We start from the raw sequence: 17,823 nt of genomic DNA, 5'->3' as shown, positions 1-17,823 counted from the left end.
GAGAAGAATTCCTCGCCGCCTGCGCAAAAAAACGCGCCGATCCGCAACGATCGGCACGCTTCGATTTCCGGCGACCCCGGCGATTGCGCACCAGGCGCACGACGGCAGCCGGACTTCAAGCGTTCTCGAACTGCGCCGGGCGCCACTTCAGCAGACGGCCCTCGATGTAAGTCAGAATGTACTCGGCGATCAGGGCCACCACCGCCAGCACTATCATGGCGGCAAACACACCGCTGGCGTTGAAGGCGCCCTGAGCCGTGGAAATCAGCAAGCCTATGCCCTCACGGGCGCCCAGGAACTCGCCCACCACGGCACCCACCAGCGCGAAGCCGAAGCTGACATGCAGGCTGGCCAGGATCCAGCTCAAGGCCGACGGAATGACCACTTGCATGGTTACCTGGCGCGGCGAAGCGCCCAGTATCTGCGCATTGGCAATCATGTAGCGGTCGGCTTCGCGTACTCCCTGGAATGCATTGCCGAACACCACAAAGAACACCATCACCACAGCCAATGCCACTTTGGAGGCCATGCCCAGGCCCAGCGCAATTACAAAAATGGAGCCCAGCACGACACGTGGAATCGAGTTGGCAACTTTAATGTACACACTGAATATATCGGCCAGGAACTGGTTGCGTCCAAGCAGAATGCCGCAAATGACACCCGCAACGCCGCCGATCAGGAACCCGATCAAGGTCTCTTCCAGTGTGACCACCACTTGCAGCCACAAGGGCCCCTGCGAGGTGCCTTCCATGGTCCAATCGTAAATCTGCTTGGCGATCAGCGTAGGTTTGGAATAGAAAAAAGGGTCGATCCAGTGCAGGCTGGCGAATAATTCCCAGCCCCCCAGAACGCCGACCAGAATGGCTAGCCGCCAGAAAATAATCAGTTGGGCGCGACGGCGCACCATGCGCTGCGCTTCGGTTTCTGCTTGCTGCAGGGTATCTTTGACGGCATTGGCGCGATCGCTGGCCGTCGTGTAAGTATCAGCATGACTGGTCATGGTGGAGCACTCCTTTAACCGATTTTGACTTCAGCACGCAAATCGTCCCAGATTTCACGTGCATAGCGTATGAATGTTTGTTCGTAGCGCACTTCCGATATAACGCGCGGACGCGGCAATTCAATGTCGTAAATGTGCTTGACGGTCGCCGGGCGGCTCGTCAACACAATGACTTTGTCGGCCAGGGCTATGGCCTCTTCCAGATCGTGGGTCACAAACACCACAGAGCCGCCGCTGGCAGCCCAAAGCTGCAGCAATTCATCCTGCATTACCGTACGGGTTTGCATATCCAGGGCGCTGAAAGGCTCGTCCATCAACAGGATTTCCGGGCTGTTGATGAATGTCTGCGCCAGCGATACCCGCTTGCGCATGCCACCAGACAATTGATGGGGATAGTGCTGGCCGAATTTTTCCAGCCCCACACGCCGCAGCCAGTCCTGGGCCAGTTCCTTGGCCTGCGCCGGCTTCTGGCCGCGAAACATCGGGCCGGCCGCCACATTGTCGAGCACGCTGCGCCACGGAAAGATCGCATCGTTCTGGAATACGAAACCAATCCGCGGATCGATGCCGTCGACGGGCTGGCCCATGACGGTAACCGTGCCTGTGGTCGGTTTCAGCAAACCCGTGATCAGGCTGAGCGTGGTCGATTTCCCGCAACCCGTCGGGCCCACAATCGCACAAAACTCGCCGCGCTTGACGCTCATGCTGAAATCTTGCAAGGCAATGGTGGCTTTGCCGTCGGGAGAGATGAAACGGCACGTGATATTCTGCATTTCGATGGCAGACGTCGTGGATTGATCTTGCATGGTTTACTCAGTAGTTAAAGCATTAGGTTTACGGTGTCGCCCCGTTCGGACAGCGCGCAAGCGGCCTGGCCGCGCGAACCCGAAGGCCGTGGCTACAGAGCCTCTGCCCGGCCCGGAATCAAGGTTTGCGCACATCGCATCCACCGCAAAGCCGGGCCACGCGGCCGTCAACAGACTATTTTTTATTGGCGGCGTCCACAAATGCCGTGGTGTACGTCTTGGACAAATCGATATGAGCCGCCTTCACCTGCGGCTTGAAGGTCGACAGAACCTTCAGGACAGTCGGAGGTCCGTTTTCAGGCATGCGGCCATCGGCGGTGAACATCGGCATGGAGGCCTTCAGCGCCTTGATGTACAAGTCCTTGTTGCCGGCGTAGTAATCCTTGGGCATTTTGTCGGCGATTTCTTCAGCCGAATGCGTATGGATGTACTTCATGGTTTTCACAAAGGCATTGGCCAGTTTCTGGGCCTCGGCCTTGTGGCTGTCCACCCAGGCATTGGGCATGTACAGGCTGGCGGCGGGATACAAGCCACCCAGGGCTTTTTCCGTGTCGGCGGGAGTGCGCATGTCGACCAATACCTTGCCCTGTCCGCTGGCTACAAGCTGAGTGACGGTCGGATCGGTGGTCATGCCGGCATCGATGCGGTTTTGCTGAATGGAAGCAATAAAGGTATTGCCCGCGCCTACCGGCAGAATCGTGTAATCGCCATGCTTCAAACCGGCAACGAACGCCATGTACTGCGTCAGGAAATCGGTGGAGGAACCCAGCCCCGTCACACCCAGGGTCTTGCCCTTGAAGTCGGCCGGGCCTTTGATCTTGCCTGCCTGCTTGGCGGCAATGACTTCCACTTCGCCCGGCGCCTGCGAAAACTGCACTATCGATTCGACGTTCTTGCCTTTGGCCTGCAAATCAATCGAGTGATCATAGAAACCCACTACGCCCTGGACGGCGCCGGCCAGCATTTCGTTTTCGGCATTGACGCCGGCGGGCTCGGAGAGCAAATCGACGTTCAGGCCTTCGGCTTTGAAATAGCCCAGGTTGTCGGCCAGCTTGGCCGGAAGATAAATGATCTTGTTGATGCCTCCCACCATAATGGTGATCTTGTCTGCCGCTTGAGCTGTGCTCATTGCGCAGGCAGCCAAGGCGGAGGCAACCGCGGTATATTTAAGAATACGAGCAATACTGGACATAAGGGTCTCCTGATTGAAAAGCGATTTTTATCGACCTGACATTGGAAATGCCACAATTGCAATGCTAGAGGCGCCGACTTTCATCCAGCTTTCGCCAGGCAAGCGAAAACATAGGGGGAAACCCGTGTTTTGCCCGAAACCAGGCTTATCCACACCAGGCACGGCAATTTCTTTAAGGGCTTTGTCAGTCTGACACCCAATACTGCCCGTATGAACAAAGCCATCCACCCGCCAACGCTCCCATAGATTCAAAAACATGAGACTGCTACTCGTCGAAGACAACCAGGAACTGGCACTGTGGCTGTCCACTGTTTTGCAGGAAGACGCCTTTCGGGTGGATTGCGTGCACGACGCGGAAACGGCGAATGTCCTGCTCAACGACGAACATTACGACGCGGTGCTGCTCGACCTGAAACTCCCCAGCGCCAGTGGGCAAAGCGTCTTGCGCCGCTTGCGGCGCCAGCAGAACCAGACCCCCGTCATGGTGCTGACGGCCAGCGACTCGCTGGACCTGAAGGTCGAGTGCCTGGAAACCGGCGCCGACGATTATCTGGTAAAGCCCTTCGAAGTCCGCGAACTCGTGGCCCGCATCAAGGCCCTGATCCGGCGCCACAGCGGCAGCGCAACCCCGTTGCTGGCCTGTGCCGACCTGAACTACGACACCAATACGCGGCAATTCCAGATCGGCGGCGAAGCCCTGACTTTGCCTCCCCGCGAACACAGTCTGCTCGAAGCCCTGCTCATGCATCAAGGCAAGACCATGAGCAAGGCCAGCCTGATGCAGAGCGTTTTTGGCCTGAGCGCCGAAGCCAGTGAAGATGCCCTGGAAATTTATATTCATCGCCTGCGGCGCAAGCTCGACGCTTCGCAAGCCACCATCGTCACGCTGCGCGGGCTGGGCTACCTGCTGACCCCGCGCCACTCCGCATGAACAGCCTGCGCGTTCGCCTGGCGCTGTGGGTGCTGCTGCCCTTGTCGGTCGCCCTGTCGTTCAGCATCTGGTTTTCCTATCAGGATGGCCTGCAGGATGCACAGGCGCAGCAAGATCACCAGCTCTGGACCTCGGCCCAGATTATTGCCGGGCAGATACAGTGGGTCGACGGCCACCTGATGTCGTCCGTGCCGCCCGTGGCACTGGAAGTATTTGCGTCGGCAAGCCACGACCAGGTTTTTTTTTCGGCCTCTACCGATAACGGCCATCTATTGGCCGGCTGGCCCAATCTACCCATAGAATTCACGCCGACCGCGACTCAGCGCGAAAGCTACCAGGACATGATCTACCAGGGCCAGCAACTGCGCAGCTACAGCATGGTTCGCGATTTTTTCGATTCGGGCAAATCCCGGGAAGTCACGGTAACCGTGGCAAAGACCCAGAATCAGCTTGCCGCGGACGCCCGGGAGCTGTGGTGGCCCAATATGCTGCGCGAAAGCGGCATGCTGGTGCTGGTGCTGGTGCTGATGCTGCTTGGCCTGCGTCACGAGCTGAAACCCCTGGCGGCTCTGCGGGGCGCGGTGCTCAATCGCGAGCACACCGATCTGCGCCCCATACAACTGAAAGACCTCCCTCTGGAACTGCGCCCGGTGGTGGAAACCATCAATCAATATGGCGCACGCATACAAAGGCAGATCGATTCGCGCAAACGCTTTATTGAAGACGCCGCGCACCAGTTGCGCACCCCCATGGCCTTGCTCAGCACTCAATTGCATTATGCGGCCGGCCTGGCCTCGACACCGGAATTGAAAAAAATTCTTGCCGCGTTAAGCCAGAACCGGCAGCAAATTACCCAACTGGTGAATCAGCTGTTGAGCCTCTCCCAGGCGGAAAGCCTGCGCGCCGGGCACGCGGCGCGGGTACCGCTGGATATGCTCCCACTGGTGCACGAAGTGCTGGTCGAACTCGCCCCCTTGGCGGCACACCGCGAAATCGATCTGGGCATCGGCCCCGGAGCCGAGCAGGCCAGGCTCTACGCCCACCGCCCCGCCTTGTATGCACTGCTGTTCAATCTGGCCGACAACGCCATCCGCTACACCCCGCCCGGCGGCAGCGTCACGGTATCGGTCGCAACAACGCCCGAAGGCCATGTCGTGCTGGAGGTGGAAGATACCGGCCCCGGCATCCCGCCGGAATTGCGTACGCGTGTGTTCGAGCGTTTCAATCGCGGCAACGCCACCGACCAGGAAGGCACGGGCCTGGGCCTGGCCATCGTCCAGGAAGCCGCTGCCGCTTGCGGCGGCCATGTCAGCCTGCACACCGGCCGGCAGGGCACAGGATTGCGGGCGATAGTGAAATTCAAATCAGCCTGACCGGCCTGACGAAACCAGCAACGCCAACGCCCTGCCGCAAGACCCGGCATCCGGCGCCCCGCTTCCTTACAAGAACGACCGGACCAACTCCTTGGCCAGTTCGGCCTGATCGTCCTCGACCATCAGCATTTGGGCGTTGAGGCTGTTCGAGATCGGCCCGGGGTACATCGAACTGAATGCCCCGCCACGCATAAAGAATGAAATGCCATAGGCCTGCATCAGCGATGCAATCACAGCCGCCTCGGACTCCGACTTCGGAGAATATACGGGAATCATATCTCGCCCCCTCTGCGTATTTTTATCTGTCCAACGGCTTGCCCGCCCCTGCTTGCGGGCCAAGTCGCCGTTCCGCGAACCATAAGCTTACTCTTTGCCGCGCGCCACGATTTCACGCTCCACGCGCCGATCCGGGATCAACCACATGCAGGCCGCCCCAATATAAAAAGCGCCGGCCAGCCACGACGACACGAACGAACTGCCAATGCCCAGCAGATACAGCACCGGCGAGATCTTGCCTTTTTTGTCCGCGCCGACAGCATGGGCAAGCGGGGAATCCGCCCCTTGCGACCTGACGATCAGGTTCTGCAAAATGACATACGCGATTGCGCAGCACAACAGATTAAGGCCATAGAGAAACAACGCCGCCGGCGCAAAATGATTTTCCCCCATCCAGCCGGTGGTGAACGGCAATAGCGACAACCAGAACAGCAAATGCAGATTTGCCCAAAGTATCGTTCCATTTACCTTATTGACCAGATGCAGCATGTGGTGGTGGTTATTCCAATATATCCCCAGGTAGATAAAACTCAGGACATAGCTCAGGAATACCGGCACCACAGGCACAAGCGCCGCGAAATCCGACCCATGGGGCACCTTCATTTCCAGCACCATAATGGTCAGTATGATCGCGAGCACGCCGTCGCTGAAAGCTTCAAGGCGGTTTTTATTCATGGAACGCTTCCCGGTTCGATTTATTGCCGATTTTAAAGGTTCTGGCCGCTTTGCGGTAAATTGCAGAAAGCCCTCCGGGGCAAACGCCATGCGAGGAGAATTATTGAAGCATGGCGAATGGGGACTGGCGCAAACCCGCGCGAGCTAATACCATTAGCTCGCAGGCCTGTCGCCATTTCAGTTATGGCCGGGGTATTCGATTATAAAATTGGCGGTGCAAAGTATTGCCACGCATCGTAGACGCGTATCAGGTAGAAACCATGTTGAAATTCTCAGCCAATATTTCCATTATGTTCCAGGAACTGCCCGTACTGGAACGCCTGAAGGCCGCCGCGGACGCCGGCTTCAGGGCGATAGAAATCTGGTTCCCTTACGATATCCCTGCGCCGGAAATGAAAGAGCAGCTGCGGAAACACCACCTTGTTTGCGTAGGCATGAACTCGCCGTCCGGCAATGCGGCCGCGGGCGACTGGGGGCTGGCCGCCGACCCCGCCCGGCGCGACGAATTCATGGCAAGCGTGCGCCAGGCCATGGTGTATGCCCAGGCAATCGATTGCCCCAAGGTGCATGTCATGGCGGGCGTTGCACCGCCCTCGCTAAGCGTTGCCGATGCATGGGAAGTCTATGGCGGCAACATCAAGGCGGCGTGCGCCCTTGCACAGGATTACGGCCGCCAGGTCCTGATAGAGCCGCTCAATGCGCTTGACCGCCCCAGCTATCTTCTCACCCGGCAAGCCCAGGCCATCGATCTCATCCGCGCACTGAACTGCGGCAATCTGCAGATCATGCTCGATCTTTATCATGTGCAGCGCGGCGAAGGCAATCTGGTTGAACGGATGCGCGCCAGCATGCCGTTTGCGGGCCATATCCAGATTGCGGATGTGCCGGGGCGACACGAACCCGGAACGGGCGAGGTCAACTTCCCTTTTGTTTTCGCCGAGATTGAGCGCCTGGGCTACAAGGGCTGGATAGGTTGCGAATACGCGCCGCTTGGCGCCACGACCGAAGGCCTGGGCTGGCGGGAACGGCTTGCCGGATCGGCCACATGACGGAAACCCAGCTTCGAGACGAAATCGTACGGGTCGGGCGCAGCCTCTTTGAACGCGGCTACGTGCACGCCACCGCCGGCAATATCAGTTGCAGGCTCGACAATGGCTTTCTGATCACCCCCACCGACGCCTGCCTGGGCTTCCTGGATGCCGATCGCATTGCACGGGTCGATGCGCACGGCTCCTGGCTTGCCGGCGACAAGCCCAGCAAAACCCTGGCTTTGCACCAACACATTTATACCGCCGACCCAGGCGCCGCCTGCGTCATACACACCCACTCCACTCACCTGGTGGCGCTGACGCTCACGCGCACAACAGGCGAACCGGAACTCTTGCCACCCATCACACCCTATTTCGTCATGAAGGTTGGGCACGTCCCGCTTATCCCCTATCATCGCCCCGGCAGTCCGCAAACAGGCGTGCTGGTGGAACAGCAAATTCTGCAGGCAAGGAAAAAAGGCTCACCCATTTGCGCTGTCATGCTGGACCGGCTCGGGCCCAATGTCTGGAGCGAAACCCCGGGCGGCGCCATGGCAATTCTGGAAGAGCTGGAAGAAACCGCCAAACTATGGATGCTCAGCCGGCACAGCGCAACGCCCCTGAGCAGCGATCAGATCGAAGAACTGCGCCAGGCATTCGGCGCGCGCTGGTAATTCCATTTCGCCCCTGGCGGCATTACAACAACTTGCCCGGATTCATGATGTTGTGCGGATCGAACAGTTGCTTGATCTGTTGCATCAGCGCAATAGCGACCGGGTCCTTGTAATGGTGGAAAGCACGGCGCTTGAGCTGCCCTATGCCATGCTCGGCGCTGATGCTGCCTCCGTAAACCGCCACTTCATCGAACACGGCATCGGCCACCGCTTCTTCATGTTCGGCAGCCCAGGTTTTATCGGCGCCCGGGGGACGGGAAATGTTGTAGTGCAAATTGCCATCGCCGAAGTGGCCGAATATATAAGGCCGGCAATCGGGCGCCACCGCATGCAGGCCTTGCACGGCGGTGCGCATGAAATCGGGAATGCGCTCGATAGGCAGGGAAATATCGTGTTTCAGATGCGGGCCGTCGGCGCGCTGCGCTTCCGAGATTTCTTCGCGCAGCCGCCACAAGGTATGCAGTTGCGACAGCGATGCCGAAACGACCGCGTCCTGGCACAGTTCCTGCTCCAGCGCTTGGCCTATCACCTCTTCCAGCAAACGGTTCAGGCCTTCACCGTCGGCGGTGTCGGCCAATTCGATCAGCACATAGGCGGGATGGCGCTGCTCGAAAGGTTCATGCAGGCCCTCGGTATGCGCAAGCACCAGGTCCAGGCAAGCGTCGGTGAAAAATTCAAACGCCTGCAGGCGCGCGCCGCAGGCGCCAAACAGCAGGCGAAATAACTCGAGCGATTGCTGCGCGGACTCGACGGCCACCAGCACCACCGAGCGCACTTGCGTCTGAGCATATAAGCGCAAAGCCACGCCTGTAATAATACCCAGCGTGCCCTCGGAGCCTATGAACAGCTGCTTCAGATCGTAGCCGGTATTGTCCTTACGCAGGGTGTGCAGCCCATTGAAAATCGTGCCATCGGGCAGCACTGCCTCGACGCCCAGCACCAGCTCGCGCGTCATGCCATACCGCACGACATTCACGCCGCCCGCATTGGTGGCCAGGTTGCCGCCGATTTGCGCGGAGTCTTCAGCCGCCAGACTAAGCGGCAGCATGCGCCCAGCTTCGTTTGCCGCACGCCTCAGGTTCCCCAGAATGCAGCCCGCGTCGACCACCAGCGTGTTGGCAATGGTGTCGAGCGAACGAATGCTGTTCATGCGATCCAGACACAGAATGACATTGGCCGGATTGGCGTCGGGCGTGGCCCCGCCGCACAAACCCGTGTTGCCGCCCCGCGGCACCACGGGCACCTTGTGGGCATGGCACAGACGCAGGCATTCGGCTACTTGCTGCGTGGACCGCGGCCGCACAAGCGCCTGTGCCTGCCCTGTGTAGATACCACGCCAATCGCTTAGCCATGGCGCTATTTCCTCGGCTGCGGTTTGCACGACGTCCGGGCTCAGGGCGTTTTTCAATTCTTCCTGGAAACGGTTCATGATATCCATGCTTTCAAAGTTCAGATCTACAAAAAAGAAACATCGAGGCCCAGCCGCTGGCTGGCATTGTGCAAATGTTTTCTGGCCATGCTGCGGGCCAGCGCCGGGTCGTGTTGTTTGATCGCCGCCAGCACGGCTACATGCTCGTCATGCACATAGGATGCCAGTCCGGCTTTGGACGGCGTGGATTTCCGGGCGCGATCGAGCGCCAGGGTATTGAGCCTTGCCGCCCGCACACCATAGCGCCATTGCTCGTTGAGGTATTGCATCAATTGCATGTAGTGCGGATTATGCGTGGCCTTTGCAATGGCCTTGTGAAAAGCCAGATCCCACTCCAGCGCCTGATCGGGCTCGCCCAGGCTTTTTTTCAGGGAGCGCAGAATATCTTCCATCAGTGCAATTTCATCGGGGCCGGCATGCAAGGCGGCCAGGCTGGCCGCCCCCGCCTCGATTTCGCAGCGTAACTCGTAAATATGCCTGAGCGCCGTTTTGTCTACATCCGCGGGTACGATAAGCTGGAAGCCTTCATCGACCGAACTGGCCAGCACGCGGCACCCCGCCCCCTGGCGGCTTTCCACCAGCCCTTTGGTGCGCAAGCGTTCGGTCGCTTCGCGTATGACAGCGGCGCTGACATTGAACTCCTGCGCCAGCAGGCGCCCCGCCGGCAATTTGGCGCCGACAGCATAAACCCCCTGCTGGATACGCTCGATCAGGGCATCGGCCACGCGGCTGGTCAGGGTTTGCGGTGAAATTTGCATAGCGGCAATAATATCAGGTTATCTGATAACTTTAAAGAAGCAACAACTGGGGCATGGCATCGCCGCCGCACCACACTATGGCGTTCTGGCGGAATTTTTCGCCCAAAGCCCGGGCATCCGCACGATCAATGCCCAAAACCAGAAAGCTCGGCTCGCCGGGCCATGAGTTCGATGGATGCCGCCCGACTCCTTGCATACAGGTATACGCGCTTCGATCCAGCCAGTCTTGCAGCTCGCGCTGGCGCCGGCGATTTTCTGGCTCGGGCGTAATCCGGCTGAGCGGATTGAATGCCGTGATGAACGCCGCGCACCGCACGCCATGCCGCTCGAACAGGGCCGACAAGGCAGGGTTCGCAACTCCGACTCGCAGTGTGAAGCCGCTGGCACCGCTCACGATATAGTCCGTTTCGCGATAGGCGCGCAACAGCGTGGGGGAAATCAATGTTGTAGACACTCGATTTGTGGCCATAAGCGCACATCTTAAGGCTTTTCGGGCCCATTTCGCCGCCTGCGCTATTGTCTGCACAGATGAACCCAACCATAATGCAGGCATGGAGACACCTGAACGCGGGCGTCAGGCCCGGCCTTATTCCCTGCTGTTGATCAGCATGCTGTCGATCCTGCTGGCCGGATGCGCCGGCGAGTCGGGCCTCAAGTCATCCCAAGGCCTGCGTTCATATCGACACATCGTTATCGACGGAACAAAGCGCAACAACGTCGCGCTGACAGCCATGGGTTTGGTCGGCACGCGCTATCGCTATGGCGGCTCCAGCCCCGATAGCGGGTTCGATTGCAGCGGCCTGGTGCAATACGTGTTTGAAGACGCCACCAGCGAGCAGCTTCCCCACAACACGGCCGAAATCGCGCAGATCAGCCGGCCTGTATCCCGCGGCGATTTAAGCGTGGGCGATTTTGTATTTTTCAATACGCTCCACAGCGCCTATTCCCACATGGGCATCTATATTGGCGATGGGCAGTTCGTGAATGCGCCGTCCAGCGGCGGCCATGTGCGCATCGATGCGCTCAATAGCCCCTACTTCGCCAAGCGCTACGAAGGCGCCCGAACGCTGTTCCAGCGCTGACAGCCCGGCGCGTGTTACCGATTGCCGCTTGCCCGAAGGGCCAAAAGGATATTAAATAAGCCGCAAGCGACCAGCACAAAAAATATTCCCCAATCCGCCCGAGGAGGCCTCCGTGAAAATCACCCTGATAGCCGCTGCCCTGTCGGCAAGCGCCCTGCTTGTCCTGCCTGCCTCTTCAAATGCCCAAACGCCGTCGAGCCCAGCCGCACCCATTAAAATCGGCGTGCTGACCGATCTATCCGGCGTCGTTGCCGACGCGACCGGCAAAGGATCCGTGGAGGCGGCGCGCATCGCCGTCGAAGAAGCAGGCGGCAAGGTGCTGGACCGCCCCATCGAAGTCATTGCCGCCGACCACCAGCATCGTCCCGATATAGGCAGCGCGATCGCCCGCAAATGGTTCGATGTCGACGGAGTCGATGTCATCGTCGATCTGCCCAATTCCTCCGTCGCCCTGGCCGTGCAGAACATCGCTCGCGAGAAAAAGAAAATCGTGATGTTTTCCAGCGCCGGAACCACGGCTCTCAGCCAAGGCCAGTGCTCGCCTTATGGCGTGCAATGGACCTACACCACGTATGCCCTGGCTCGAGGCACCGCCAGCGCAGTGGTCAAGGCGGGCGAAAAAAACTGGTTCATACTGGCCACCGATTACGCTTTCGGAAAACAACTGGCCAAGGACACCAGCGAGGTCGTTACCGCCAACGGCGGGCACGTGCTGGGCACGGTTTACCACCCTCTGAATACGGCGGATTTTTCGTCCTTTCTGTTGCAGGCTCAATCCTCCAACGCACAGATCATTGCGCTGGCGAACGCGGGCGGCGACACCATCAATGCCATCAAACAGGCTGCCGAATTCGGCCTGGGCACGGGCAAGCAGAAGCTGGCTGCCATGCTGCTCATGATCACCGACGTGCACAGCCTGGGGCTTAAAGTGGCGCAAGGCACCTACCTGACCACGCCCTCTTACTGGGACGCCAACGACGGCACGCGCGCCTTTACCAAGAAATTCGAGGCCCGCGTCGGCAAGCCGCCCACCTTTTTGCAGGCAGGCGTGTACGGTTCGGTCAGGCATTACCTCAAGGCGGTAAAAGCCGCCGGCACCGATCAGTCGGATGCCGTCATGGCAAAAATGCGCCAGTTGCCCATCGACGACCCTTTCAGCCAGCATGCTCAAATCCGCCCCGATGGCCTGGTCGTGCGCGATATGCTTTTGGCGCAGGTCAAAACCCCCGAGCAATCCAAGAAGCCCTGGGATTACTACAATATCATTGCCACCATACCCGGTGAAAACCTGGTGTGGCCTTTAGCCGAAAGCCAGTGCCCACTGCTCAAGAACGACAAGAAATCATAGCAAGGCAAACCCGCCGCCCATGACCGCGTCAAAAACAGGAATAGCCCGATTCGGAAGCTTTTACGCGGGCGGCCGGCAACTGCGCATCAAGGGCGAGCCGGTTCGATCCATCGCCTTTACTCAAACGGCATCGTACGAGTACGATCCGAATGGCCTGTTCCATATCGAACAGGCCTATGTGCAGTACTTCATTCCGGCCGAACAGCGTTGCGCGCTGCCGCTGGTATTGCTGCATGGCGGCGGCATGAACGGAGCCATGTGGGAACACACGCCCGATGGCCGCACCGGCTGGGCGCAAGCCTTTGTCGAACAGGGTTTCGCTGTATACATTGTCGACAACGTCGAACGTGGACGCGCAGGCTGGGCTCCCTTTCCGGGCGTCTGGCCCGATGCGCCTATCATCCGCAGCGCCGAAGAAGCCTGGAGCCTGTTCCGATTCGGCAAGGCACCCGACTTTCCGGCTCGACAGGCCTTTGCCGGCCAGCGATTTCCAGTCGAACATCTGGATGCGTTCATCTGTGGGGCCGTGCCGCGCTGGCTGTCCAACAACGACACGGCCGTAACAACCTTGTGCGCGGCCCTGAATCATATCGGCCCCTGTCTTTTGCTGGCACACAGCCACGGCGGCGAAGTGGCTTTCCGTGCTGCCGCCCGCTGCCCGGACGTGGTGCAAGGCATGGTCGCGGTCGAGCCTTCCGGGTTTTGCCCTGCCGACGCGATTCCATCGCTGGGCCTGCGGGCCGGCCTGTTTGTCTATGGCGACTATCTGGGCGCCACTCCCACCTGGGAAAACCTCATGGAAAAAGGCGCCGCGTTCAGGAATGCCCTGGTTCACGCGGGCATCGGCGCCGAATGGTGGGAGCTGGCCAAGATGGGCATATACGGCAACTCGCACATGCTGATGATGGACAACAACAGCGACGACATCGCCCTGAAAATTGGCGCCTGGCTGCAGGAACATTTCTAATGTGCAGCGGCCGGATAACGCATCGGCCTCGTTGACGATGAGCGTAGAAGCGGCCTTTGCCGCCCCCCGGGTAACGCATCGGGTCGAACGAACGGGCACGGGGCCCGCCCCTACAGCCCGCCTGTCGTTCAGCTCTTATTCCTTGTACTTCGCATCGAAATCCCACACTTCCTTGAACCCCATCAACAGGCACAGTTTTTCGAATGAATACAAATCCGAGGTGACGTTCAAGGTACCTTGGCCGCTCTTGATCTCTGAATAAACCTTCTCCAAAGCCTTGGCAACCGCCAGAAAGCCCGTGCCCGGATAAATCGCCAGGGAAAAGCCCAGGGACTCCAGGTCTTGCGGCTTGAGCTGGGGGGTGCGCCCGCCTTCGACGATATTCACCAGCACCGGCAGGTCAAAAGACTTGCCGATGATTTCGAGTTCTTTTTCCGATTCGGGCGATTCGATGAACAGGATGTCGGCCCCGGCTTTTGCATATTTCTCGGCCCGCCTCAAGGCTTCGTCCAGGCCAAGCGAAGTTCGGGCATCGGTGCGCGCGACAATAAGGAATTCGGAACTTGTCCTGCTGTCGGATGCGACTTGGAGTTTCCTGACCATATCTTCGGCGGAAGTCACCCTCCTGCCCGCGGTATGCCCGCACTTTTTTGGAAACTCCTGATCCTCCAGCTGAATGCCGGCCGCCCCGGCTTTCTCGTAGCCTTTGACCGTATTGGCCACATTCAGCAGGCCGCCATAACCGGTGTCGCCATCGCAAATGATGGGGGTCTTGCTGGCGCCGCAAAACGCCGCTACGCGGTTGACCATGTCGGTATACGTCGCCAGCCCGGCGTCGGGGAGGCCCAGGTACGACGCCACCGAGCCAAAGCCTGTCATGTACAGGCAATCGAAACCCATTTGATCGGCCAGCTTCACCGATATCAGGTCATATACCCCAGGGGCGACAAGTAATTTGCCGCCGTTGAGTTTCTGCTTCAAGCTGCTCATGCAATCTGCTCCCATTTACAAAACATCAATTTCTTCCAGCGTTTTTTTGCGTGTTTCGATGCCCAGCACCAGCATCACGACTGTTAAAAACAATAGGGCGCCGACAATGAGCGACATTACGCTATTGACGCCGCCCACCACATACATGGCCACAATGATCTGCGGCGTCGCAATTCCCGCTATGCGGCCCATTGTGTTGGCGATACCGTTTCCGCGCATCCTGATTTTTGTGGGGAACAGTTCCGGCGTATAAGTCGCTATGCCCAACGCAACAAGCAGGTAGATCAGGGTAAACAGGATAAAGCCCAATAAGGTCGCCACGTATATGGAAGGAGACGACAGATACAGCCAGCCCGTAATGGCGGCCAGCAGGCACACCAGGGCAATACTGTATTTCCTGCCCACCTTGTCCAGAATAAGTGCGCCGATCAAGGCGCCGAAGGGGCCGCCTAAAGACATCAGCGTTGCATAACCCAGGGACGAAGTCACCCCCATGCCCTGCTTGACCAGGAACGTAGGCACCCAAACGATAAATCCGTATATCACGATGTTTGAGACGACATGGATGCAAATACCGAGTATCGTTCTTCTTAAATAGGGCGGCTTGAACAAATCGATGCTTTTCAAAGTGCTGTCTATCGTTGCCTTGACCGGCGCGGGCGGCGGCAATTTCGACTTGTCGTAGCCGGCCTCGACATCGCTGACTATCTTGTCGGCCTCTGCATACCGGCCCTTCGATTCCAGCCACCGCGGCGATTCCGGCATTGTTTTACGCAGGAACCAGACGATCAGCGCCCCAACGCCGGCAATCGCGAACATGAAACGCCAGCCCAGATTCGGAATAACGATAAAGCCCAGCAGTGTCGAGAAGAACAATGCCGAATTGGTAATCAGCGACAAATAAGCCGACCACTTGCCCCTGACCTTGGGAGGAACAAACTCCCCCAGGCATCCGTAGCCAACCACGATCTCGGCGCCAAGACCCAGGCCCATGAAGAACCGGCACACGATAAGCCAGTCTATCGACGGGGCGAAGGCGCCCGCAATCGAGGCTATGCCGAAAATGGCCAGATTGAACTGGTAGGTGAACTTCCTGCCTTTCAAGTCGCCCAAATAACCAGCCGTGAACGCACCGATAAGCATTCCTATGAATGTGACGGATAGAAACGTGGCATTCGAGCCGATCGTCGACCAGCCGCTTTTGACCAGCGCCCCCAGCACGCCCGCGGCCAGATAGATGTCAAAGGAATCGAAGAACATCCCTCCGCCAATAAGCCATATGATTCTCTTGTGGAAGGGGCCTATCGGCAGGCGATCAAGTCTTGGCCCTATGTTCTCGGTTGTCTCCACCTATGTCTCCTTTATTGAATCGTTACTTTTTAAGGTTCAGTAAAAACGAATTCTTGCCATGCAGAATATGGCTTTTCATGATCGATTCCATCAGCTCGGCATTCTTCGTCCGGATGGCATCGATCATTTCAAAGTGTTCGGTGTTGCTGCGGATGCGCTCGTGCTCGGAATAACCTTTGAAGGTCCATTTGATCAGGGGGATCTTCTTGATCGTATTCAGGGATGTGCACAGCACCTGATTATTGGAGCGTTCGGTTATCAGCTTGTGGAACCGGTCATTGGAAACTTGCCGCTGGCTGATGGCCTCGGGCGTATTGCCCTGATTGAGCGACATTTCCTCCGCCAATTGCACCAGTTGTTCAATGTCGTCAGGGCTCATATTGTTTACGCACAGTCTTGCCAGATACGGCTCGATCAACACCCGTGCATCGAATATTTCCTCGATATTCTTCAGGTTCCAGTCATTCACCCTGACACCCTGATTTTTCTTGATTTCCAGCCACCCTTCCGCCGCCAGGATCCTGAGCGCTTCCCTGACGGGCGTTCTGCTGACTTTCACAGTGTCGGCGATCGATTCTTCCCGGATGAATTCGCCCGGAGCAAGACGGCCGGCCTCGATCTCGCGAGTGATGTACTCGTAAGCCGTATTGACCGACTTCGTCATCAAGTGCGCGGACGCATTTTCATTTTGCATACAATTACTAATAAATACCTAGATCAAAGCGTGTTATTTTTTATAATTGCATACAATCTTCCATTCTGGAATGAGGGTTTACGCTAAAAAGCTTGGCCAAACAAGTTGCGCCCCGAGGGCCGGAACGAGTGTCCGGCCCTCGGGGCGCAGATCAAACCAGGAGAATCGCTTTAAACGAAACACCAGGATTTGCAGGGGTGCCTATTTAGGGGCTCGCGGCAACGCATTGGATCGCCCGCTCCCCTAGGCATACGACTACTCATTGACCGTAATGTGCTCGGCCTTGATCAAGGCCCCCCATTTCTTGGTGTCCTGCTGGATCAGTTTGGCAAATGCATCGGGCGAAATAACCGAGGCTTCCACGCCTGAAGTCTCTGCGTACTTCCTGGCATCCTCCGACGCCATGGCCACTTGCATGGCCTTGTTCAGCGCATCGATAGTCTGCTTGGGAGTTCCCGCAGGCGCAAAAATACCGTACCAGTTGCTGGCATACACATTCTTGAAACCCAATTCGTCAAACGTAGGAACGTCCGGCAGCTTGGGCGAACGCTTGGAATCGGCGATGCCGATCGCGGTCAGTTTGTGATCCTGGATAAAAGGGAGCAGGCCGGAAATGTCGCCGAAAAACCCGCCTACCTGCCCCGCCACCGTATCGCGTATGGCCGGCGCCGCCCCCTTGTAGGGCACATGCAAAATATTAGCCTTGGTGGCAATGCGCAGCAGTGAAATGGCCATATGCGGCATGCTGCCGATCCCCGAGGAGGACAAGGTCACCCCTTCCTTCTTGCTTTTGGCCAGATCGAGGAATTCCTTGACCGACTTCACCTTGCTGGTGGCCGGCACCACCAGGACCTCCGGCGTGGACACCAGCGTGGAAATCGGCGCAAAGTCTTTTTCAGGGTTATAGGTCAGATGCGGATAAAGCGTGGGGTTGATGGAAATGGCGCCCGCTGAACTGAGGAACAGCGTATGCCCGTCGGGCGCGGCGCGTTTCACAAAATTCGCGGCAATCGCCCCGTTGCCGCCGGGCTTGTTTTCAACGATAACCGAAGATCCCAGAGAGCTTTCCAATTGCTTGGCCACCACGCGGGCCAAGGTATCGGCCGGCCCGCCGGGCGGGAAAGCCACCACGACCGTGGTCGGCGGGGCCGCATAGGTGCTCAGTGCCGCCAAGGCCAATGCCGCGCCCAGCCCCAGTTTGGATATGAATGAAATTTTTCCAGTAAACATAGTGTCTCCCTTGCGCCCCT

The 17,823-nt window shown here is 58.2% G+C and carries 19 protein-coding genes; 7 read left to right on the top strand and 12 right to left on the bottom strand.

All coding sequences use genetic code 11. The features are described from left to right. Window positions 1-115 precede the first annotated feature (115 nt). The 3 genes from ACYVIS_RS16670 to ACYVIS_RS16660 form a co-directional block, all read right to left on the bottom strand. A complete protein-coding gene (locus ACYVIS_RS16670; RefSeq protein ID WP_232744564.1) occupies window positions 116-907 on the bottom strand; it encodes an ABC transporter permease in 792 nt (263 codons plus the stop codon). 107 nt (window positions 908-1,014) lie between these two features. After that, window positions 1,015-1,806, bottom strand: a complete 792-nt coding sequence (locus tag ACYVIS_RS16665) for an ABC transporter ATP-binding protein (protein WP_232743597.1) — start codon at window positions 1,804-1,806, stop codon at window positions 1,015-1,017. 175 nt (window positions 1,807-1,981) lie between these two features. Next, window positions 1,982-2,998 carry an ABC transporter substrate-binding protein gene (locus ACYVIS_RS16660; protein WP_460874491.1) on the bottom strand — a complete coding sequence of 339 codons (1,017 nt, stop codon included), beginning with the start codon at window positions 2,996-2,998 and terminating at the stop codon, window positions 1,982-1,984. A gap of 256 nt (window positions 2,999-3,254) precedes the next feature. Between ACYVIS_RS16660 and ACYVIS_RS16655 the strand changes: the two genes are divergently transcribed. Together ACYVIS_RS16655 and ACYVIS_RS16650 are read left to right on the top strand one after the other, a co-directional pair. Beyond that, window positions 3,255-3,929, top strand: a complete 675-nt coding sequence (locus tag ACYVIS_RS16655; protein ID WP_232743599.1) for a response regulator transcription factor — start codon at window positions 3,255-3,257, stop codon at window positions 3,927-3,929. Next, window positions 3,926-5,302 carry a sensor histidine kinase gene (locus ACYVIS_RS16650; RefSeq protein ID WP_460874490.1) on the top strand — a complete coding sequence of 459 codons (1,377 nt, stop codon included), beginning with the start codon at window positions 3,926-3,928 and terminating at the stop codon, window positions 5,300-5,302. Before ACYVIS_RS16655 ends, ACYVIS_RS16650 begins: the two co-directional genes overlap by 4 nt. 66 nt (window positions 5,303-5,368) lie before the next feature. On the opposite strand, the gene ACYVIS_RS16645 is transcribed toward ACYVIS_RS16650, so the two are convergent. Next, on the bottom strand, window positions 5,369-5,578 hold the full coding sequence (locus ACYVIS_RS16645) for a putative signal transducing protein (RefSeq protein WP_232743601.1): 210 nt from the start codon (window positions 5,576-5,578) through the stop codon (window positions 5,369-5,371). 87 nt (window positions 5,579-5,665) lie between these two features. Next, a complete protein-coding gene (locus tag ACYVIS_RS16640) occupies window positions 5,666-6,253 on the bottom strand; it encodes a TMEM175 family protein (protein WP_232743602.1) in 588 nt (195 codons plus the stop codon). 260 nt (window positions 6,254-6,513) lie between these two features. Here ACYVIS_RS16640 and ACYVIS_RS16635 point away from each other — a divergent pair, with 260 nt between their 5' ends. Together ACYVIS_RS16635 and ACYVIS_RS16630 are read left to right on the top strand one after the other, a co-directional pair. Next, the gene (locus ACYVIS_RS16635; protein ID WP_460874489.1) at window positions 6,514-7,302 is read left to right on the top strand and encodes a hydroxypyruvate isomerase family protein; all 789 of its coding nucleotides are present in this window, start codon (window positions 6,514-6,516) and stop codon (window positions 7,300-7,302) included. Then, on the top strand, window positions 7,299-7,955 hold the full coding sequence (locus ACYVIS_RS16630; RefSeq protein ID WP_460874487.1) for a class II aldolase/adducin family protein: 657 nt from the start codon (window positions 7,299-7,301) through the stop codon (window positions 7,953-7,955). Before ACYVIS_RS16635 ends, ACYVIS_RS16630 begins: the two co-directional genes overlap by 4 nt. Before the next feature lie 22 nt (window positions 7,956-7,977). Here the strand turns inward: ACYVIS_RS16630 and ACYVIS_RS16625 are convergent, their stop codons facing one another. From ACYVIS_RS16625 to ACYVIS_RS16615, 3 genes are read right to left on the bottom strand one after another with little or no spacing between them, the layout of a single operon-like run. Beyond that, window positions 7,978-9,384 (bottom strand): FAD-binding oxidoreductase, encoded by a 1,407-nt coding sequence (locus ACYVIS_RS16625; RefSeq protein ID WP_460874486.1) that lies wholly within the window; start codon window positions 9,382-9,384, stop codon window positions 7,978-7,980. A gap of 26 nt (window positions 9,385-9,410) precedes the next feature. Beyond that, window positions 9,411-10,142 (bottom strand): FadR/GntR family transcriptional regulator, encoded by a 732-nt coding sequence (locus tag ACYVIS_RS16620; RefSeq protein ID WP_232743612.1) that lies wholly within the window; start codon window positions 10,140-10,142, stop codon window positions 9,411-9,413. Between the two features lie 31 nt (window positions 10,143-10,173). Beyond that, window positions 10,174-10,611 (bottom strand): DUF3293 domain-containing protein, encoded by a 438-nt coding sequence (locus ACYVIS_RS16615; RefSeq protein WP_460874485.1) that lies wholly within the window; start codon window positions 10,609-10,611, stop codon window positions 10,174-10,176. A gap of 82 nt (window positions 10,612-10,693) precedes the next feature. On the opposite strand from ACYVIS_RS16615, the gene ACYVIS_RS16610 reads away from it, so the two are divergent. From ACYVIS_RS16610 to ACYVIS_RS16600, 3 genes are all read left to right on the top strand, one after another. Then, window positions 10,694-11,224 (top strand): C40 family peptidase, encoded by a 531-nt coding sequence (locus ACYVIS_RS16610; protein ID WP_232743614.1) that lies wholly within the window; start codon window positions 10,694-10,696, stop codon window positions 11,222-11,224. A 112-nt stretch (window positions 11,225-11,336) separates the two neighbouring features. After that, a complete protein-coding gene (locus ACYVIS_RS16605) occupies window positions 11,337-12,572 on the top strand; it encodes an ABC transporter substrate-binding protein (RefSeq protein WP_370635952.1) in 1,236 nt (411 codons plus the stop codon). 19 nt (window positions 12,573-12,591) lie between these two features. Beyond that, window positions 12,592-13,539, top strand: coding sequence for an alpha/beta fold hydrolase (locus ACYVIS_RS16600; protein ID WP_460874484.1), 948 nt, complete (start codon window positions 12,592-12,594; stop codon window positions 13,537-13,539). 135 nt (window positions 13,540-13,674) lie between these two features. Here ACYVIS_RS16600 and ACYVIS_RS16595 read toward each other — a convergent pair whose 3' ends face one another. From ACYVIS_RS16595 to ACYVIS_RS16580, 4 genes are all read right to left on the bottom strand, one after another. Further along, the gene (locus ACYVIS_RS16595; protein WP_460874483.1) at window positions 13,675-14,529 is read right to left on the bottom strand and encodes an isocitrate lyase/PEP mutase family protein; all 855 of its coding nucleotides are present in this window, start codon (window positions 14,527-14,529) and stop codon (window positions 13,675-13,677) included. A 15-nt stretch (window positions 14,530-14,544) separates the two neighbouring features. Then, window positions 14,545-15,789: an MFS transporter gene (locus ACYVIS_RS16590; RefSeq protein WP_232743617.1), complete on the bottom strand. Its 1,245-nt coding sequence runs from the start codon at window positions 15,787-15,789 to the stop codon at window positions 14,545-14,547. Window positions 15,790-15,901: 112 nt separating this feature from the next. Next, window positions 15,902-16,573 carry a GntR family transcriptional regulator gene (locus ACYVIS_RS16585; protein ID WP_460874482.1) on the bottom strand — a complete coding sequence of 224 codons (672 nt, stop codon included), beginning with the start codon at window positions 16,571-16,573 and terminating at the stop codon, window positions 15,902-15,904. 255 nt (window positions 16,574-16,828) lie between these two features. Next, window positions 16,829-17,803, bottom strand: a complete 975-nt coding sequence (locus ACYVIS_RS16580) for a Bug family tripartite tricarboxylate transporter substrate binding protein (protein ID WP_460874481.1) — start codon at window positions 17,801-17,803, stop codon at window positions 16,829-16,831. Window positions 17,804-17,823: the final 20 nt, after the last annotated feature.

Source organism: Paralcaligenes ginsengisoli (assembly GCF_054781135.1).
The sequence above is the reverse complement of the archived record's forward strand: the minus strand, read 5'-3'. Positions and strand labels throughout refer to the sequence as shown.

Excerpts from the sequence above, each read along its gene's own strand:
- ACYVIS_RS16670 (WP_232744564.1), bottom strand. The coding sequence starts at position 907 with ATGGTGCGCCGTCGCGCCCAACTGATTATTTTCTGGCGGCTAGCCATT.
- ACYVIS_RS16665 (WP_232743597.1), bottom strand. The coding sequence starts at position 1,806 with ATGCAAGATCAATCCACGACGTCTGCCATCGAAATGCAGAATATCACG.
- ACYVIS_RS16660 (WP_460874491.1), bottom strand. The coding sequence starts at position 2,998 with ATGTCCAGTATTGCTCGTATTCTTAAATATACCGCGGTTGCCTCCGCC.
- ACYVIS_RS16655 (WP_232743599.1), top strand. The coding sequence starts at position 3,255 with ATGAGACTGCTACTCGTCGAAGACAACCAGGAACTGGCACTGTGGCTG.
- ACYVIS_RS16650 (WP_460874490.1), top strand. The coding sequence starts at position 3,926 with ATGAACAGCCTGCGCGTTCGCCTGGCGCTGTGGGTGCTGCTGCCCTTG.
- ACYVIS_RS16645 (WP_232743601.1), bottom strand. The coding sequence starts at position 5,578 with ATGATTCCCGTATATTCTCCGAAGTCGGAGTCCGAGGCGGCTGTGATT.
- ACYVIS_RS16640 (WP_232743602.1), bottom strand. The coding sequence starts at position 6,253 with ATGAATAAAAACCGCCTTGAAGCTTTCAGCGACGGCGTGCTCGCGATC.
- ACYVIS_RS16635 (WP_460874489.1), top strand. The coding sequence starts at position 6,514 with ATGTTGAAATTCTCAGCCAATATTTCCATTATGTTCCAGGAACTGCCC.
- ACYVIS_RS16630 (WP_460874487.1), top strand. The coding sequence starts at position 7,299 with ATGACGGAAACCCAGCTTCGAGACGAAATCGTACGGGTCGGGCGCAGC.
- ACYVIS_RS16625 (WP_460874486.1), bottom strand. The coding sequence starts at position 9,384 with ATGAACCGTTTCCAGGAAGAATTGAAAAACGCCCTGAGCCCGGACGTC.
- ACYVIS_RS16620 (WP_232743612.1), bottom strand. The coding sequence starts at position 10,142 with ATGCAAATTTCACCGCAAACCCTGACCAGCCGCGTGGCCGATGCCCTG.
- ACYVIS_RS16615 (WP_460874485.1), bottom strand. The coding sequence starts at position 10,611 with ATGGCCACAAATCGAGTGTCTACAACATTGATTTCCCCCACGCTGTTG.
- ACYVIS_RS16610 (WP_232743614.1), top strand. The coding sequence starts at position 10,694 with ATGGAGACACCTGAACGCGGGCGTCAGGCCCGGCCTTATTCCCTGCTG.
- ACYVIS_RS16600 (WP_460874484.1), top strand. The coding sequence starts at position 12,592 with ATGACCGCGTCAAAAACAGGAATAGCCCGATTCGGAAGCTTTTACGCG.
- ACYVIS_RS16595 (WP_460874483.1), bottom strand. The coding sequence starts at position 14,529 with ATGAGCAGCTTGAAGCAGAAACTCAACGGCGGCAAATTACTTGTCGCC.
- ACYVIS_RS16590 (WP_232743617.1), bottom strand. The coding sequence starts at position 15,789 with ATGTTCTTCGATTCCTTTGACATCTATCTGGCCGCGGGCGTGCTGGGG.
- ACYVIS_RS16585 (WP_460874482.1), bottom strand. The coding sequence starts at position 16,573 with ATGCAAAATGAAAATGCGTCCGCGCACTTGATGACGAAGTCGGTCAAT.
- ACYVIS_RS16580 (WP_460874481.1), bottom strand. The coding sequence starts at position 17,803 with ATGTTTACTGGAAAAATTTCATTCATATCCAAACTGGGGCTGGGCGCG.